Raw genomic sequence first — 16,900 nt, 5'->3', positions numbered from 1 at the left:
AGGACCCGGGTTAGACGATATGCCGGCCCGTTTCGAGCCCGGTGCAGGTGCAGCTGCAAAGCTAGCAGCCCCGGGGCTGCTGCTGGGTAATACAGTGAATATTCCCGCCGCCCAAGGCGATCTCGCGGGTATTGACCTGGACCACCTTGCGGTCTGCGAATATCCGCTGGAGTGTCTCCAGCGCCTCCGCGTCCCGCCTGTCCCCGAATGCCGGCATTACCACTCCGCCATTGCAGATATAGAAATTCACATAAGTTGCTGCGAATGTTGTGCCGGGGGCACGGCTGTAGCTGCCGCTGGCCGGGTCGATCCATCCCGCCTCTTCATCTGTAATGACCAGCTGCTCCGGGATGTGCAGCCGGTGAACCTCCAGCTTGCGCCCGCGGGCATCCCTCTGCCGGATGAGCCGTGAATAGGCTTCGTGCAGCACCTCATATTGCGGGTCTTCCCGGTCGTCCGTCCAGCTCATCACCACTACGCCCGGCTTCACAAAAGCAGCCACCTCATCAATATGCCCGTCCGTCTCATCATCGCTCATCCCTCTGGGCAGCCAGATAATCTTGTCTACGTTCAGCGTGTCGCGCAAATAACCCCCGATCTGCCTTTTGGTCAGATGAGGGTTGCGGTTCCTATGCAGCAGACACTGCTCAGTAGTTATCAGCGTACCTTCTCCATCCACATGAACAGCCCCGCCCTCAAGGATGAAATGCCGCAGGTCATAATAGTCCAGCTTCTCGATCTCCAGCACCTTCCGCTTCACCAGCAGATCCTGGTCCCAGGGAAAATACAGCCCTCCGTCCAGTCCGCCCCAGGCATTGAACCCCCAGTCAATTCCCCGCACCCCGCCGCTGCCATTCACTACAAAGGTCGGGCCGATATCCCGCATCCACGCATCGTTCGAGGAGATCTCCACCACACGTACCTGCGGTGGCACAAGTGCCCGGACATGCTCATATTGGGCACTGATGGTGCCTATCGTTACAGGTTCAAACTCCGCAATCGCTGCCGCCACTCTGGCAAAAGCAGCCTGCGCCGGCTTCGCCCCCAGTCTCCAAGTGTCCGTCCGGGTCGGCCAGAGCATCCATGTCCCCTGGTGCGGCTCGAATTCTCCGGGCATACGGTAGCCGTCCTGTCTGGGCGTACTGGCAATTCTGCGTGGCATAAGCATCCCTCCCGGTACTTGAACAGGATGGGGGACCACAGAGAACACTGCCCGGCATCTCGTCCTTATTCAATTTATGCGCGGCCGGGGCGTATTGCTACGTTTCGGGACTCCGGTGAACAAAATAATCAATGTCCAGTTTCACAAACAATTAGTTTTCGTTGTTATAAGAAAGATGTTATTTCGGGGATTCCGCCGGGCACAGGCAAACAGCTGTAGAGCTATGAACCGCTAATTATCAAAAGCTGCCCCGCCGCTGTCTGCGTTCATCACTGAATAAAGCTGCGACGATTCCCGGCAGGATCAGGTAACTTGCGAACTTATAGGTCTGGCTGAAGGCATCTGCCGCAGCCTGCTGCTGCACATCCGCTCCAGGTATCACCCGTATGTTAGCGGAGTTCACTGCTCTCAGCTGCCCAGCTGTATTATGCTGCAGCACGGTGACGATAATTGCCACACCGATTACACTCCCGAGTGACTTCGCCATATTGGTTACCCCTGAAGCAATACCCACCTTATCTTCAGGAACGACCCGGATCGCCGAAGACATCACAGGCGCCATCGAGAGCCCCACGCCGAGGCCGGCCAGCGCGAGCCGGAGCATCACCGCGCCCAGTGTAGAGTCGGCCTGCAGCCCGCTCATGGAATAGGTGGCGCCGCCTATCAACACCATGCCTGCTGCGGCAAACCGGCTGCTGCCATATTTTGCAGACAGCGGTCCGGAAATGGCTGAGCTGGCGATGGAGCCGACTGCCATCATGGAGAGGACAAGACCCGCCTTCAGTTCGGATACCCCCATCACCCGGGTCAGATAAAAGGAGGTCAGCAGCGAAACATTCATCAGCGCCGCACCCAGAATGATCATAGAAACCGATGTGCTGTTGAACGCTCTGATCCTTAGCAATGACAAGGGCAGCATCGGCTCCTCCCCCTTGTACTGCATAATAAAAAAGAACACCACAAACAATATTCCCGCAGCCAGCAGCGCAAGGAAAATTCGTGAGCTCCAGCCGTAATCCCGCACTTTGATCAGAGCATATGTAAGGAAGAACATCCCTCCAGTGATCCCCAGGACCCCGCCGTAATCTATAGACCGGCCTGCCGTGTTATCCCGTGATTCCTTAATGAATATGGCCGTCAGCACAATACTCAGCAGCCCAAGCGGCACATTCACAAAAAAGATCCATTCCCAGCTCAGCTTTTGTGTCAGAATCCCGCCAAGCGCCGGACCGCTTGCAGCCGCCACCCCGGAGACCGCACCCCAGATGCCGATAATCAGGCCGTGCATTTCTTTGGGAAAGGTTGTTGTGGTCAGCGGAATCGTGACCGGCACAATCACCGCACCGGCCAATCCCTGAATGACTCTAAGAACAATGAGCATGCCGAGCGAAGTAGAGAAACCCGCCAGCAGGGAGCTCAGCGTAAACAGCGCCACTCCGATGAGGAACACCTTCTTCCGCCCGAACTGATCGGCCAGGCGGGAGGCGGTGAGTATAAACACGGCGAATGCCAGGTTATAGCCGTTCATCACCCAAGAGACTTGTGATACACTTCTGCCGAAATGACGTGTCATCTCCGGCAGGGCAATATTAATAATCGTCGTATCCAGCAGCGCCATGAAAAAGCCCAGGACTATTGCCGTAAAAGATAACGCTCTGCGTGTTCTAATGCCCATCTCCATCACCCTTCAAAATATGAAATAAAGTTCATATTCGCATTATATGAACCAAAGTTCACATTTGTCAATTACAAAAAATGAACTATAGTTCAACTTTTATTGACAGCTCAAAACTGCTCCTCTACAATTTGAACTATAAGGGGGACCTTACGACATGGGCGAAATCGAGGACAAGGTTAGAACTCCGCAGCAGGAGCGCAGTATCAGAACCAAGGAAGCCATTATCAAGGCAGCAATGAAGCTATTCTCGGACAAGGGCTTTCATCAGACCAATACCAAGGAAATCGCAGCGGCGGCCGGGGTATCCACAGGCAGCTTCTATTCCTATTTTATTGATAAAAGAGCCGTATTCATCGATGTTCTCCATATGTACGGCGATGACCTTCTGGCCAGGATTGATGCTTCAATGTCAGAGATTAATTTCGAAACGATCGGCCGCTCCGAGCTGATTCTGCATCTGATAGACACCCTTCTGCTCTCGCATAAGGCGTTTATCGGATATCATAAAGATCTGAGCATCATGTACCACAGTGATGAGGTCATCAAGCAGCTGATGGATGCCCAGTATGAAACCGGCCGGCTCAGAACCCTTAAGTATTTGCAGATGGGTCAGGATGAATTGAAGACTGAGGACGTTGAGGCAGCTTCCGTGATTGTGTTCGAAGCGGTGAGCGCTATCGTCGATGTCATCTCCTTCTCCCCGCAGCGGATCACCGTGGACCGGTTGAAATCCGAGCTGGTCAATATGCTTGTCCATTATCTGTACAAATAGAGCCATCGTTACTCTAGTGCTAATACATCCTTGCCCGCTGATTCAGCCGGCGCGAACCTGCATTGTTGCACTTTCTGCAGGATTTCCGGCGATTCGGCGGGCCATATCCAGAATTGTTGTACTTTCTGCAGGATTTCCACCAGATTGACGCTTCAGCGGTACCGATTGTTGTATTTTGTACAAGATTTCCAGCAGATTGACGCTTCAGCGGTACCGATTGTTGTATTTCGTGCAAGATTCCCACCAGATCGACGCTTCTGCGCCACCGATTGTTGTATTTCGTGCAGGATTTTCGCAGTTGCGGTCTGGCGGTCTGGCGGTCTGGCGGTCTGGCAGCCTAGCCCTACTCACCGTTTCACTTTTTTTCACAAGGGTTGGTTCCATATTTCCCTGTCAAGCCGCAAAAAAAGAGCAAGCCGGCGGAAACTCCCGCAGCTTGCTCTTTTGCATTCAAATCCTTCTGATCACCGTTTATCCTTCCAGAAATTCACCGGCTCCATATCCTTCGTAATGACCTGGAAGGTGTAGCCTTCCTTCTTAAGCGCTTCTAGCAGACGCGGCAGCACCTTGAGGGTGGCCTTCTGATCATGCATCAGAATGACCGGATTTGTCTTCGACTTCTTCAGCGTGCGAACCTGCTCCATTACTGTATTGTAGATCTTGTCACTGTCCTCTTTGTATCTCCAGTCATTGGAATCCACATTCCAGTCCCAGAGATGATAGCCCTGACCCAGCACCTTATCCCGGAAAGACTTGGTGAAATAGGGCTTGCTGCCATATGGCGGCCGGATTAGCGATGTAGTAGCGCCCGTCAGTTTCTTGAGGACAGCATTATCGCCTGACATCTCTGCCAGTGCCGCAGCCGGGGAAGCATAGAATTTCTCCTTGCGGTGTGTCATGCCATGAAGCCCCAGGCCGTAGTCTTCCTTCACAATCCGCTTCACCTGCGAAGGATATTTGTTCATATTATTTCCCAGCATGAAGAAGGTTGCCTGCACCTCATACTTGCTTAAGATATCCAGCAGCTGGGAAGTCGTCGCCGACGGGCCGTCATCAAAAGTAAGATACACGGTTTGTCCCGGCTTGCCGGGTTCAGCAGAGGGCTCAGGCTCCGCCGGGGCTGTCTCCGCAGGTTTCAGTTCTGCTGCATACTGGGTGACAAAGGCTTCATCCGTAAGCCCCGCCGAGCCGTCCTTCACCCGGAGTAAATATTTATCCCCCGCAAAGGTTATGATATACCCAAGATACCCGCTTACTTTCAGCGGAACCATAAGTTTACCGTCCTGCAAAAAAGTGCTCACAGGCACCACTGTGCCATCTTTGAGCACAGCGCCGGCATCGCCCTGCAAAGTCAGCGACCCGGAGCCGCCCGACACCAGAACTCCGTCGGTCAGGCCGGTAAGCGTCCATTTTAATTCATCGGCCAGAGCACGCAGCGGGACATAATAAGTGCCTTTTACAGACACGGCTTCTATACCGCTCAATTTATCGTTGATCCCGAGCTTCAGTACATTAGTCTTACCTTCAGCGTTAGCAGGGATCTGTACAAGACCCGTAATCAGGAATAAAGAGAGGAATAACAGCATTATTTTTTTAATGGGCACAGCAGCAATCTCCAATCTATGTATATTTGTCTATTACTTTATCACACATAGATATAACGTAATTTGAGAGATTGTAACCGCAAGCTAAAATATTGTTACCCTTTTTGCAATGATAAAATGAATATTCAGCTTTTTTTCTGAAATACGACAATTTGCGTCGAATGCTGTCACAGCAGGCCATAAGCGGTTAATTCACGTGTTTTTGACTCAAAATAAATGTGACAAAATTAATAACAATTGTGCATTCTTGAACAAAGTTTGAACAACCTTAAAATTAGCTTAAACTGCGCCACTACAGTGATCTTTATCATACCTTTAAGTAGTTGTAACAATTTGATCACACATATTTAACTTGTTCGCCATTTTTAAGGGCTTTTTTATCTATTTATACAAAATATGTATTTTGCATTATGGGTAAGTAGTTCTTACTATAGATACAGGTTAAGTAGTAAGCCCGTTAATGAACGGCGAATGAAAAGTAGTATTGAAGGAAGGAGTTCTATATGAAAAAAAAGGGACCGTTATACGCTTTGTTTCTAAGCCTGATCCTTCTCCTGCCGGGATGCAGCTCGATCGCTGTTCTGAACCCGAAGGGGCCGTCTGCAAGGACGTTATCGGACACCATCATTCTCTCCATTGTTGTAATGCTTGGTGTTCTGGCAGTTGTCTACATCTTATATATCTTTGTACTGGTGAAATACCGGGCGAAGAAGAGTAATGAGGGTTACATTCCTGAACATGAGGAGGGCAACAAGGTACTTGAAGCGATCTGGATTATTATCCCGATCATTATCGTCGCCTTCTTGTCAGTTGTAACCGTCAAGACAACTACCGAAGTCGAGAACGTAGCCGCGGACTATAAAGATCAGACACCGCTGGTCATTTACGCTTCATCCTCCAACTGGAAATGGCATTTCAGCTATCCGGAGGAAGGTATTGAAACGGTTAACTACGTGAATATGCCTGTGCATCGTGCAGTTGAGTTCAGAATGTACTCGTTCGGCACCATTACCAGCTTATGGATTCCACAGCTTGCCGGACAAAAGTACGCCATGAGCGACATGCTCACCACGCTTCACCTGTCTGCTGATACCGAAGGCTCTTATATTGGAAAGAATGCCAACTTCAGCGGTAAAGGCTTTGCCCACATGGAATTTGAAGCACTTGTTATGAGCAGCAAGGATTACGACGAATGGGTGAATGACGTCAAGGAAACCGCACCAGAGCTTACAGAGGATGAATTCAAAGGCCTGCTCGCCACAGACTTCCTCGGACGTAAAACCTATTCCTCGACCCACTTAGGGTTCAGTCCTCCCCCTGGAGACCACAGTGAACACATGAGTGGTAACGGAAGTGAGATGGACATGGACAACGGCAGTGAGGAGCATCAGGATAACAAAGAGATCCACCCTTCTCCTGAGCCGTCCAGCGGAACCGAATTTGACAGCGAACCTGATCCGGAGGTCGATCAGCCACTGCCAAGCTCACCGGTGGATGAAAGTACACATGAAGGACACTAGCTCTGAAAGAGCTTGATGCAACACACTGAAAGGAGCTACCCTAATGGATTTAGACAAATTTAAGGTTCACGGCGAACCCTTAATATACGGGGCCATGATCAGTATTGCACTGGCAACCATCGGGATTCTCGTCGGGCTTACCTATTTCAAGAAATGGGGATACCTCTGGCGTGAATGGCTTACCACTGTAGATCACAAAAAAATCGGTGTCATGTATATCCTCGCGGCGCTGCTCATGCTGTTCCGCGGCGGCGTGGACGCGATGATGATGCGTCTGCAGACGGCAGCGCCGGAAATGAAATTCCTCGATGCCCAGCATTATAATGAGGTATTTACCACGCATGGTCTAATCATGATTCTGTTCATGGCCATGCCGTTCATCATCGGTCTGATGAATGTGATCATTCCGCTGCAGATCGGCGCGCGTGACGTCGCGTTCCCGCGGCTTAACGCCGTCAGCTTCTGGCTCTTCTTCATGGGGGCCATGCTGCTGAACATTTCCTTCGTTATCGGCGGATCGCCGGATGCCGGATGGTCAGCCTACTTCCCGCTGGCGAGTCTTGAATTCAGCCCGACGGTCGGTAACAACTACTACTCCCTGGCCCTGCAGATTTCCGGTATCGGGACTCTGATTACAGGGGTCAACTTTATCGTAACGATTCTCAAGATGCGCGCACCGGGCATGAAGCTGATGAAGATGCCAATGTTCACCTGGTCCGTACTCATCACCAACGTCATTATCGTCTTCGCCTTCCCGGTACTTACTGTTGCGCTTGCGCTGATGATGTTCGACCGCCTGTTCGGCTCCCAGTTCTTCACGATGGCCAACGGCGGGATGGATATGCTCTGGGCCAATCTGTTCTGGGTATGGGGTCATCCGGAGGTCTATATCGTTATTCTGCCGGCCTTCGGTATTTATAGCGAAATTATCGCCACCTTCTCCAAAAAGAACCTGTACGGATATACCTCCATGGTATTCAGTATGCTGATTATCTCGCTCCTGTCCTTCCTCGTATGGGCTCACCATTTCTATACGATGGGTCAAGGCGCCATGGTCAACAGCTTCTTCTCGATTACCACAATGGCTATTGCCGTACCTACAGGGGTTAAAATATTCAACTGGCTGTTCACCCTGCGAAAAGGCAGGATTACCTTCACAACGCCAATGCTGTATACGCTCGCCTTTATTCCGATTTTCACCATCGGCGGGGTAACGGGTGTCATGCTCGCAATGGCCAGTGCCGATTACCAGTATCACAACACGATGTTCCTTGTGGCGCATTTCCACTATGTACTCATTCCGGGTGCTGTGTTCGCCGTCATCGCCGGATTCCATTACTGGTTCCCTAAAGTGTTCGGCTTCCGCCTGAATGAACGGCTCGGTAAGCATTCCTTCTGGTGGATCGTGATTTCCTTCAACGTAACCTTCTTCCCGCTGTTCTTCCTGGGTCTGATGGGAATGACACGCCGGACGTATACCTATTCCGAGGAATCGGGCTTTGGTCCGCTTAATATGCTGTCCTTCGTAGGGGCAGTCGGCCTGGCTATCGGATTCCTGCTGCTGGTCTACAATATTTACTGGAGCACACGTTATATGCCTAGAGACACAACAAGTGATCCATGGGATGGACGGACACTTGAATGGGCTACACATAGCCCGATGCCGATCTACAACTTCGCAATTGTACCTACTGTGCAGACCCGCGATGCCTTGTGGTCCGCGAAGCAGGACAATATCCCGCTCTATGACGACAAAAAAATCACCAAGATCCATATGCCTAGCAATACCGGCAAGCCGTTCATTCTGGGCGTGATCTTCTTCATCCTGGGATTCTCCCTGGTATTCAGCTTATGGATTCCGGCCATCCTCTCAGGTATCGGTGTCATTGTCATGCTGGCCTTCATGTCCTTCGACCGGGATCACGGCTACTATATTTCGGCTGAAGAGGTTATCGCTACAGAAAAGAAATTGAAGCGGGGTGAGACTGTATGAAAATAGATGCGTCCAAGCCGCTCGAATATTCAACGGAAGAGAACAGTAACAAGATCTTCGGCTTCTGGGTCTTTCTCGGAGCTGAAATCCCTCTCTTTGCTACATTGTTCACTGTATATTTAGTAATGGTCAACCGTTTCGCCAGCGGCCCGAGCGGCAGCGAGATATTTGAAATCGGCCCTGTGCTGGTTGAAACCTTCCTGCTGCTGTCGAGCTCCTTCACAATAGGTCTGGCTATCCATGCCATGCGGCATGGCTATAAGAAAGCGATGATGGTCTTTATGGCCATCACGCTGCTTATGGGCCTCGGCTTTATCGGCATTGAAATCGATGAGTTCTTCACTTACGTGCATGAGGGCGCGACACTGCAAACCAGCGGTTTCCTCTCCAGTCTGTTCGTACTGCTCGGAACGCATGGTGCCCACGTCAGCTTCGGCTTCCTGTGGGGAGCGGGAATCATGATTCAGCTGTGGCGCCACGGCATCACACCGGCCACCGCCAACAAAGCTTTTATCTTCTCCCTGTTCTGGCACTTCCTGGACGTTGTCTGGATCTTTATCTTCAGCTTCGTCTACCTGAAAGGACTGATGTGACATGATGAAGCAACTGTTCCCAATTCGCCATGTGATGGGTTATCTGGCCTCTCTGGTCCTTTCTGCCGCTGCGCTGATTGTCATCTACGGAGATCTCTCCTCCGGGGCCAATATGGCCGTGCTGCTGATTACAGCGCTTATCCAGGCTTCTCTGCAGCTGTTTGTATTCATGCACATCGGGGAATCGGCCGACTCCAAGAAAGAGCTGTACATCAACATCGCCTATGCACTGTTCGTGGGTCTGGTTACCATCTTCGGAACCCTGTTCATCTTCGTGTGGGGCTGGTACTCTTAAACTTTATGAGGGGCGGGAACGTCCCTTCTACGCAGCATAATAAAAGCGGTCCGTTTCCGGTATGTTCCGGGACGGGCCGCTTTTTGGGTGCAAATCATGAATTAAAATTGATGTGGTCGTAACTGCGGTGAAGGTTTGAACTTCCCCTCCGTCACTTCCGTCTTGTATTGTCCCTTCAAGTTCGAAAGCTAATAATATCTAATCCTTCAACTGAACCACACTGCTGCTGCCCTCATCCCCGCTCCATTCGGTATACGCCAGCTGTTTGCCCGAAGGGCTCCAGGAGGTCGTCAGGTTCCCTGTACCGTCTGCAACCTTGGCAGACTTACCCGATTCCAGATCGTAGACATAAAGAGCAGTAGAGGCCGTACCGTTCCCGTCAGCGGACATGCTGTAAGCAATCATCCGCTGGTCCGGCGACAATGAGATGCCGCCAAGCTCCGCGCCTTCCACGATAATCTTCTGGTTCCCCCCGTCTGTATCAGTGAGGAGCAGCGCTTGTGCGGAATCCTTATATTGCAGGACCAGCAGCTGGTCTCCGTCCGGTGAAGGAATTACGTTGCCCACACGGTCAATTTTCAATGTGGCTTTTTCCTTGGTATTCAGATCGAAGGTTTGGAGCGATTCGCCGGAATTGGTAGTGTAATAAATCTTATCTTTGATTTGCCGGACAACAATCAGTCCTTCACCGCTAAGTCCCTCCACCGCAGCGATCTTACCGGAGGTATTTGCTGTAAAAGCACCGCCGCTGTATGCAGGCCCTATAACGGTGTCATCATCAGCCCACCGGGCGCTTAACGCCCCTGCAATCGGCTCGCCCGTGATGCCGAAGGTCTTCTTTGACCCTAAATCCATCACGTAGTAGACCGGATCACCTAATGAGAATTCACTATACAGCAGATGCTTATGATCGGATGACAATACAGCGTCTCCCAGAAACACATCCTCCTGTTCCTTGATCAACTCGAATTCTTGGGTATCCAGGTGGTAGAAGTACAAGCTTTTGGGAAATGAATCCGCGAGTTCCTCCAGACTCATTTTACCTAACTTGTCGTTCTCCTTGGACACTACAACCGTATCTTCATCCATCCAATCAGAAATAACTATATTCTCATAATGCCCGATCTCCTCCGCCGTTACCGCTGGCCCGGCTGCTTCCGGGGTTGGTTCGGCAGATTTGACGGATTCAGCGGTTCGGGCAGGTCCGGCTGGTGTACCCGTGCCCTCCGTGCTGTTCCCCGGCTCCTGGACAACGGCATTATTTCCGTCCTGACCTGCACTGCAGGCAATAAGTGTGCTCATTAATACCGGAACTAGGGCCAGTTTGAATATTGGGGTCCTCATCCTGTGAATCGCCTCCTTGAATTCAGGTTCACAACCTGGAATGAACATCCAATCATGGAATCATGGAATCGCGCTCAAGGCGCCCTTCCTTTTCCTTAGCAATACCCCGGAGCTGCTCTCCCGGTATCATTAAAGACGTGAGCAGTAAGCCGTATGTTGCAGAAAGCTGCCTGTTGTTGTAGGCCGGATGACCTTATTCATTCAAAAAAAGCCTTGTTCAGCTGCAGATAACAGGAAACTCTCTGTTATCTTTAGCCGAACAAGGCTTCAGTACTTCCTATAGCTTGAACCGGGCCAGATGCTTCTGCAGATCCTCGGCCAATGTGGCGAGGTACTGGGCAGAGGAAGACATCTCCCCCATTGCGGTTAGCTGCTGCTCACTCGCTGCGCTTGTGTCCTGAACATCACCGGCGCCTTTACGCGAGATTTCATCCACCTGGGCCATCGCCTGGGCTACGCCCTCCGATTCCTGGGCGACATGTCCGATAACCTCCGTAATCAATTCCATCTGCTCGCTGGCTGCTTGAATAGAGGTCTGTATCTCAGTAAATGCAGCGGAGACCACTTCACTCTGCGCTACGCCATGGGAGACAATCCCGGAGCCCAGCTCCATGGATTCCACTGCACTTTCAGTCTGCTGGCGGATATGGGTAATAATCTCCGTGATCTGCAGCGAGCTTCTTCCGGTAGCTTCCGCAAGCTTGCGGATTTCACCTGCAACCACAGCGAAGCCCCGCCCATGCTCTCCCGCTCTGGCCGCTTCAATCGAGGCATTCAGTGACAGCAGATTAGTCTGGGTAGCAATGTCATTGATGGTTGTGATGATCGTGTTGATCTCTTCGGACAGGCTGCCCAGACTGCCGACAATACTCTGGCTTGCCGATACACTGGAGTCAATCTCCCGCATTTGGACCAGAATTCGTTCAACCGCTTCGACACCCCGGTCCGTTGATGAGGCAGCCTGTGCCATCAGACCGTTCATTTCATTGCCGCTGTGCCGGGCCTCGGTAATATCATACGTCATCGTCCGGACTGACCGGGCGGTACGTGCGATGCTCTCGGCCTGCACATCGAATCCGGCAGCGATTTCGCTTGAGGTCTCGGCGATCATCTGGGAAGCATGCGCCGTCTGTTCTGCGCTGGCGCTCATCTCCTCTGAGGAAGCCGACAGAATCTCGGCACTCTCGGAAACTCCGCGCATCATATTCTGGAGGCCTTCCAGCATCGTATTAAACGAAGTGTTAATCTGGCCGATTTCATCCTTCGACTGATAGGAGGCGGCAGCAGTCAAATCCCCCTCCTCTGCGCGCTTCATCAGCTGCTGCAGTTCCTTGAGCGGTTTCGTAATCAACCGGGTAATCATGATGCTGATGACAATACTCAGAACCCAGGCAATGGTAATCAGAATGCCACTTAAAGTGATGGAGCTCTTGGCACTTGCTACAGTGTCCTCATTATGCGCGGATGAATCCTGTACAAGCAGGGCCGCAGTATCCTCCAGCAGGTTAACCATCGTCCGGCGCGATTCACTGAACGCTCCACCCGAGAAAACCTGATAACCCTCATCATTCAGATTATTGTCGGCAAGATGGATGATATTATCACGCTGGGAGCGGTAGTCCGGCAGAAGGAGCAGATATTCGTTGATATTAGCCGCGATTTTGTCATTGCTGAACTCAACCGTCTTGAGCTGTTCCAAAAGTTCATTGTTCGTAGTGATATTCGTTTCAATAGCCGCCTTAAGCTCCTGACTTTTGGCAGCATCCTTGGTAATGAGATCCTCCAGCAGAAAAGATTCGATCGCCCGGTTATTCCCGCGGATCTCCGTAATGAGATAAATCGGCAGCAAATTCTGTTCGTATGTCTCCTGGGACCTGTCCGCCATTCTGCTGGTGGTCATAATGCCTGTCGTCCCAATGCCTATGAGTAACACTACGATCACTGCAATCAGCAAAGTCATTTTATGCTTAATCTTCAGATGTCTCATTTCTTATAATCCCGCCTTCTCGATATCTTGCTGTACTGTATTTATCGGAGAATTAGGCCAAAATGTTGATAATACGCTGAAAAAAATGTCGAAAATTGAAAAATATTATCGATTCATATGAACAAAGACCTATAAACAGCTTTTCACTCTTGAAGCAGTCCATACTTCTTGCGAAATCTCTTCAGCACTTTAGTCCATCCTCCGGCCAGAATAGCCAGAAAAAAGACATTGGATAACGCATGGGCCAGGTCAAAATAAAAGCTGGCTCCATAGGTCGCTGCCACAAGCCCCCAGCTGAACGCATCCGGAAGACTGAGAATAACCCATAGATTCATAATCCAGCCGAACAGGAATCCCCAGATAAAACCGAAGACCAGCAGCCCGGGCCGTTTCTTCATCCACCAGGTATTCCGCAGCCAGCCTGCCGTAAGTCCGGTCATCCCCCAGGCGAACATCTGCCATGGTGTCCAGGGGCCCTGACCGAAGTAGATATTCGATACCAGCGCCGCCACTGCACCGATGACGAACCCTGCCTCTGCCCCAAAGACATAAGCCGACAGAATGACAACGGCAGACACGGGCTTGACCCCCGGCAATGCGGCAAAAGGAATCCGGCTGACCGCAGCAATAGCAGATAATACGGCCAGCAGCACCAGTTCACGGGATGCCAGCTGGCGGCGCTCCAGCCGGAGAAACAGCGGCAGCAGCGCAGCCAGCAGCAGCACCAGGCTGAGCAGCACATAATGACGGTCTTTCAGCGCCGCTGTTAGCGCGAGGCCAGCCACGAATAATCCCAGAGCAATCAGCAGGGGGGCGCGGAACCGGACCATGTTCGAATCACATCCTCTATTGTCAATGCCTGCGGCAGTAAGTCCCGGACCATCCGGTTGACTGCCGTAGTATAGAAATAATTACTGCTGAAGAACTCTGCCGGCGCCCCTTCCGCTGTTATGCTGCCGTCAAACAGCAGCGCACAGCGGGAAGCATATTTAGCGGCAAACTCCACATCATGCGTTACAATCAGAATACTGGCCCCCTGCCCGCGCAGTTGCTGGAGCAGAGCAGCCAGCCTGTCCTTGGCTGCCGGGTCGAGCCCCTTAGTCGGCTCATCCAGCAGCAGGATATCCGGCTTCAGCAGCATCATCATGGCAAGTGCGGTCTGCTGCTGCTGCCCGCCGCTGAGATCATGCGGATGGCTCTGCAGCACCTCGCGGAGCCGGAAGACTTCCAGCAGGGCATCTATTTCCCGCCCGGCTTCTTCCAGGGACGCCCCGGCATACTTCGCCATATGCTGCAGCTCCTCAGCCACAGTATCATAGCTGAAATAGAGCAGCGGATTCTGGGCCAGAAGCCCGGTTGTACTCCCCTTGGACAGCTCGGCCTTGCCGCGCTGCGGCTTCATCAGGCCGCTCAGTACATGCAGCAGGGTCGACTTCCCGGCACCGTTCCCGCCCATAACCGCCAGAAGCTCTCCCCGCCTCAGCGTTAGCGAGAGCTTCCTCAGCACCTCCCGGCCTTCCTTGTCGTAGCGGAAGGTAACCTCCCGGCAGCTGAGCAGAATTTCTGCGGATAGTGCAGGAAGGTTCACGGGTGAATCCGGCCCGCCCGGGCCGGAGGCTCCAGCCGGATGAGTAACGGGCTCAGCGACTGCATCGCCGGATGTGACAATACCCGGCGATGCAGAGGCTTCACGGGAGATCGCAGCAGGTAATCCTGCGCCGGGAATAGCAGCCGGATGTTCACGAAGGACAGCAGCTCCCGCTTCCTTGGAATGCAGCCAGCGTTTGCCCTCGCGCACAGTCAGCGGAATATTCTCCGCTTCGGCCGTTCCCGCTTGCGGGGACAGTCCCAGATATAACCGCGAAGCTGCCGGCAGATAAGCCTGACGCGGAGCGAGCGATGCACTGCCGGCTTGCTGAACGAAAGCGCGCGGACCTGCATCTGCCACCAGCCTGCCGCCCTCCAGCATCAGCACACGGTCGGCCAGCGGCAGCACCTCCTCCAGCCGGTGTTCGCTGATGATTACCGTCACTGACATTTCCTCGTTCAGCCGCTGCAGCGCCATAATGAATTCCCGGGCAGCTACAGGATCAAGCTGTGAGGTCGGTTCGTCCAGCAGCAGCACCTTGGGCTGAAGCAGCAGCACCGAGGCCAGATTAAGCAGCTGCTTTTGTCCGCCGGACAGCTCGTGCACGGATTGGTAGAGCAGCGGCTCAAGTCCAAATAATGCGCAGATCTCAGCCAGCCGGGTCCGCATCACTGCAGGCGGTATCCCGAGATTCTCCATAGAGAAGGCCAGCTCATGCCAGACGGTATCCATCACGATCTGCGCATCCGGGTTCTGGAAGACCATTCCGATTTCCCCTGCGGCAACGGCTGCCGGAAGACCGGGCAGGGGCTGCCCTTTATATGTCAGGCTTCCGCTGAACATGCCTACCGGGGCAAGCTCACGTTTCAGATGGCGCAGCAGTGTCGTTTTGCCGCCGCCTGACGGGCCGCAGAGCACTACGAATTCGCCTTCTTCTATTGTGAACGAGAGCTCATGGAGCGAGTCCCTGTCTTCTTCAGGATAGCGGAAGGATACTTGTTCTGCTTTGAGGATCTCCATAACCATTTCTCCTTTCCTTCCAGACCTGCAGGGAGCAGGACGAACAAACAGAAGCTGCCGTACATCACGGCATCCTGCCAGCCGAAATCCATACTCTTCATCCGGGGATAAATCTCCAGCGTACCGTAGCCCTGCAGCCAAAAGAATAGTGCAATCATACCGCTGAGCGTCAGTACCAGCAGAATCAGCTTATCCTGCCGATCCGGCTTGTATATACTGTACGTGCTGCGTTTGGCAACCCCGTAGCCGCGGGCCGTCATGGAATCTCCGGTCTGCAGCGCTTCCTCCAGCGACCAGGTGAGCAGCACCTTCAGCAGCGTCATGCCGTCTTGCATCCGCTTGCGCAGGCTTCCTGTGCGGACATCCACACCGCGCAGGCGCTGGATCAGGGTAATCTGGCGCAGCCGCCGCTGGAATAAGGGGACAAACCGGAGCGCCATCAGCGTAAGTAATGCCGTTCTGGGCGCAGCGGCGGCGAACAGGTACATGAATTTATCTGTCGTTACCGTGTAATTGTATGAAATGAACCAGATGAAGATTGTCAGCAGTACGGTCATCATTATAAGTCCGTACAGCACAGCCTCCAGCGTAATCGGCTGGTCCAGCCAGTAGAAGAGAATATGTGCACCCCTGTGCGAGAACAACGGATTCAGCACTGCGACTGAACCGCCCATCAGGAGCATAAAAGGCAGACCGCGCAGCAGCGCCTTCCCCTGGTCCTGCAGCAGCAGCAACGCCAGCAGACCTGCTATTTCCGTAACCAGAAACAACGGATGAAGCCCCAGCAGGGCGAACAGCAGCAGCCCGGCATAATACAGCAGGGCTACGGCAGGATGCATGGACCGAAAGCCGCTGTTCATGGCGCCGATGCTCCGATATCCTTGCCAAGATCAAGCGTATACAGCCACTCAACCGTATCTCCGGGCTTCATAACCCAGCTGCCGGAAGCCTTGGACGGAAACTCTCCGTTCACCTTATACATCCAGCCGCTTTCTGCCCCGTGATCATATTCATACAAATTATCAATACCTTCCACATAGGCAAAGGTTTTGCTGCCCTGATATTCCATCTGGATCTTGTGCTGGCGGGTAATCCGCCCCAGCAGCTCCAGCGCAGTCTCATTCTTCTCTATTTCATAAGCCGCCGGGGCCAGAATAACGCCGTGCTCCTCATCCCCAGTAATGGAGAGAGTCACCGTATTCACCGGCGCGGCGGTAGCCGCTGGAGCTTGCACGGCTGGTTTGCTGGTGGCCGCCGGGGCTGGCGCAGCTGGCTTGCTGGTGGCCGCCGGGGCTAGCGCGGCAGACTTGCCGGTGGCCGCCGGGGCTGGCGCGGCAGACTTGC

The 16,900-nt window shown here is 52.8% G+C and carries 14 protein-coding genes; 5 read left to right on the top strand and 9 right to left on the bottom strand.

The features are described from left to right. Positions 1-61: 61 nt before the first annotated feature. Together aguA and QW71_RS20550 are read right to left on the bottom strand one after the other, a co-directional pair. A complete protein-coding gene (gene aguA / locus QW71_RS20555; protein WP_039302925.1) occupies positions 62-1,162 on the bottom strand; it encodes an agmatine deiminase in 1,101 nt (366 codons plus the stop codon). Between the two features lie 238 nt (positions 1,163-1,400). Further along, positions 1,401-2,837 (bottom strand): MFS transporter, encoded by a 1,437-nt coding sequence (locus QW71_RS20550; RefSeq protein ID WP_039302922.1) that lies wholly within the window; start codon positions 2,835-2,837, stop codon positions 1,401-1,403. 157 nt (positions 2,838-2,994) lie between these two features. Between QW71_RS20550 and QW71_RS20545 the strand changes: the two genes are divergently transcribed. Beyond that, entirely contained in the window at positions 2,995-3,612 is a 618-nt protein-coding gene (locus QW71_RS20545; RefSeq protein WP_039302919.1) for a TetR/AcrR family transcriptional regulator, read from the top strand. Positions 3,613-4,076: 464 nt separating this feature from the next. Here the strand turns inward: QW71_RS20545 and QW71_RS37215 are convergent, their stop codons facing one another. Beyond that, positions 4,077-5,216 (bottom strand): polysaccharide deacetylase, encoded by a 1,140-nt coding sequence (locus tag QW71_RS37215; RefSeq protein WP_052770108.1) that lies wholly within the window; start codon positions 5,214-5,216, stop codon positions 4,077-4,079. Between the two features lie 503 nt (positions 5,217-5,719). On the opposite strand from QW71_RS37215, the gene qoxA reads away from it, so the two are divergent. From qoxA to qoxD, 4 genes are read left to right on the top strand one after another with little or no spacing between them, the layout of a single operon-like run. Then, positions 5,720-6,736 carry a cytochrome aa3 quinol oxidase subunit II gene (gene qoxA / locus QW71_RS20535; RefSeq protein ID WP_039302916.1) on the top strand — a complete coding sequence of 339 codons (1,017 nt, stop codon included), beginning with the start codon at positions 5,720-5,722 and terminating at the stop codon, positions 6,734-6,736. A gap of 43 nt (positions 6,737-6,779) precedes the next feature. Continuing rightward, the gene (gene qoxB, locus QW71_RS20530) at positions 6,780-8,729 is read left to right on the top strand and encodes a cytochrome aa3 quinol oxidase subunit I (protein WP_039302913.1); all 1,950 of its coding nucleotides are present in this window, start codon (positions 6,780-6,782) and stop codon (positions 8,727-8,729) included. Then, positions 8,726-9,322 carry a cytochrome aa3 quinol oxidase subunit III gene (gene qoxC, locus QW71_RS20525; protein ID WP_039302910.1) on the top strand — a complete coding sequence of 199 codons (597 nt, stop codon included), beginning with the start codon at positions 8,726-8,728 and terminating at the stop codon, positions 9,320-9,322. Before qoxB ends, qoxC begins: the two co-directional genes overlap by 4 nt. A 1-nt stretch (position 9,323) precedes the next feature. Then, positions 9,324-9,617, top strand: a complete 294-nt coding sequence (gene qoxD / locus QW71_RS20520) for a cytochrome aa3 quinol oxidase subunit IV (RefSeq protein WP_039302907.1) — start codon at positions 9,324-9,326, stop codon at positions 9,615-9,617. 198 nt (positions 9,618-9,815) lie between these two features. Here the strand turns inward: qoxD and QW71_RS20515 are convergent, their stop codons facing one another. The 6 genes from QW71_RS20515 to QW71_RS38130 all read right to left on the bottom strand — a co-directional run. After that, positions 9,816-10,961 (bottom strand): hypothetical protein, encoded by a 1,146-nt coding sequence (locus tag QW71_RS20515; protein WP_039302904.1) that lies wholly within the window; start codon positions 10,959-10,961, stop codon positions 9,816-9,818. Positions 10,962-11,238: 277 nt separating this feature from the next. Next, a complete protein-coding gene (locus tag QW71_RS20510) occupies positions 11,239-12,948 on the bottom strand; it encodes a methyl-accepting chemotaxis protein (RefSeq protein ID WP_039302901.1) in 1,710 nt (569 codons plus the stop codon). A 143-nt stretch (positions 12,949-13,091) separates the two neighbouring features. Next, entirely contained in the window at positions 13,092-13,778 is a 687-nt protein-coding gene (locus tag QW71_RS20505; RefSeq protein WP_039302898.1) for an ECF transporter S component, read from the bottom strand. Further along, the gene (locus QW71_RS20500) at positions 13,751-15,556 is read right to left on the bottom strand and encodes an ABC transporter ATP-binding protein (RefSeq protein ID WP_039302896.1); all 1,806 of its coding nucleotides are present in this window, start codon (positions 15,554-15,556) and stop codon (positions 13,751-13,753) included. Before QW71_RS20500 ends, QW71_RS20505 begins: the two co-directional genes overlap by 28 nt. Continuing rightward, positions 15,472-16,416 carry an energy-coupling factor transporter transmembrane component T gene (locus QW71_RS20495; protein WP_052770107.1) on the bottom strand — a complete coding sequence of 315 codons (945 nt, stop codon included), beginning with the start codon at positions 16,414-16,416 and terminating at the stop codon, positions 15,472-15,474. Before QW71_RS20495 ends, QW71_RS20500 begins: the two co-directional genes overlap by 85 nt. Next, the coding region (locus tag QW71_RS38130; protein ID WP_152679815.1) for a DUF4430 domain-containing protein at positions 16,413-16,900 on the bottom strand (488 nt) is incomplete at its 5' end. The genes QW71_RS20495 and QW71_RS38130, both read right to left, overlap by 4 nt.

It is taken from the genome of Paenibacillus sp. IHB B 3415 (assembly GCF_000802655.2).
GTDB classification, from domain to species: Bacteria; Bacillota; Bacilli; order Paenibacillales; family Paenibacillaceae; genus Paenibacillus_AQ; species Paenibacillus_AQ phytohabitans.
This window is presented reverse-complemented; position numbering and strand designations above follow the sequence as displayed.